Source organism: Mesorhizobium sp. B2-5-7 (genome assembly GCF_006440875.1).
Lineage (GTDB): Bacteria > Pseudomonadota > Alphaproteobacteria > Rhizobiales > Rhizobiaceae > Mesorhizobium > Mesorhizobium australicum.
Genome location: NZ_VFUO01000022.1, coordinates 1 through 1,293 on the forward strand (window position 1 = coordinate 1; position 1,293 = coordinate 1,293).

1 protein-coding gene is annotated in these 1,293 nt (G+C 59.0%); it reads left to right on the top strand.

Annotated features, from left to right (window positions below):
* Window positions 1–101 precede the first annotated feature (101 nt).
* The gene (locus FJ543_RS31350) at window positions 102–1,265 is read left to right on the top strand and encodes an IS481 family transposase (protein ID WP_083882946.1); all 1,164 of its coding nucleotides are present in this window, start codon (window positions 102–104) and stop codon (window positions 1,263–1,265) included.
* Window positions 1,266–1,293 lie beyond the last annotated feature (28 nt).

The following is a 1,293-nucleotide window of genomic DNA, read 5'->3' on the forward strand; positions in this document are numbered from 1 at the left end:
TGCCCTTCCCGAGAGATGGGTGACAGTTCATTCCGGATAGATGGGTTACACTTTCGGCCCTTTGCAAGGAGAGCAAGGTGCCTTGGAAGGAGTGTAACGTCATGGACGAGCGGCTGAAGTTCGTCGCGCGGCTGCTGGACGGCGAGAAGATGGCCGTGCTTTGCCGTGAGTTCGATATCTCGCGCAAGACCGGCTACAAGATCCTCACGCGCTACAATGATAGCGGCTTGGAGGGGCTGACGGATCGATCGCGCCGGCCCTACCGCCATGCCAATCAGCTTCCGTTTCAAATCGAGAAGCTGATTGTGCGTCTGAAGCAAGACAAGCCGACTTGGGGTGCGCCGAAGATACGCGAGCGGCTGGCCCGGCTATATCCGGATGTGCACCGGCCCGCGATTTCGACCGTGCACGCCGTGCTCGACCGACACGGCATGGTCGAGCACCGCAAGCGAAGGCGCAACAGGGCGACGGGAACACCGCTTTCCAACGGCTGTCGGCCCAACGATCTTTGGTGTGCCGACTACAAGGGCGAGTTCATGCTCGCCGATCGGCGCTATTGCTATCCGCTGACGATCACCGACTTCGCCAGCCGCTATCTCATCGCCTGCGAGGCGCTGTCGACCACGAAGGAAGCCTATGCCTTCACCGTGTTCGAGAGGGTTTTCAAGGAGTTCGGCCTGCCCAGCGCGATCAGGACCGACAATGGTGTTCCCTTCGCCAGCCCCAATGCGCTGTTCAATCTCAGCAAACTGTCGGTCTGGTGGCTGCGCCTGGGCATCGACATCGAGCGCATCAAACCGGGCTGCCCGCAGCAGAACGGGCGCCATGAACGCATGCACCTGACCCTGAAGAAGGAAACCACCAAACCGGCAGGCGCCAACTTTCTGCAGCAGCAGGCCAGGTTCGATGACTTCATCGACGAGTTCAACTCAGAACGCCCCCACCAGGCCCTCGGCATGGACTGTCCGGCAGAGCGTTACGCACCCTCAACGCGACCCTATGCCGGCCTGCCAGATCTCGATTATCCGTTTCACGACAAGGCTGTCATCGTCACTACCTGCGGCCGCATCTGCTATAACAGAAAGAAGATCAACCTCAGCCTCGTCTTCGCCGGCCAGAGCGTCGGCATCAAACAGGTCGAGGACCATATCTGGCTGGCTAGCTTCATGGACTATGATTTGGGATATTTCGACGATGAGACATGCAGGCTCGAACCACTCCAAAACCCCTTCGGGCCAAAAGTGTTACCCATGTCTCCGGTATAAACCGTAACCTATGTGTCCGGAACGGACC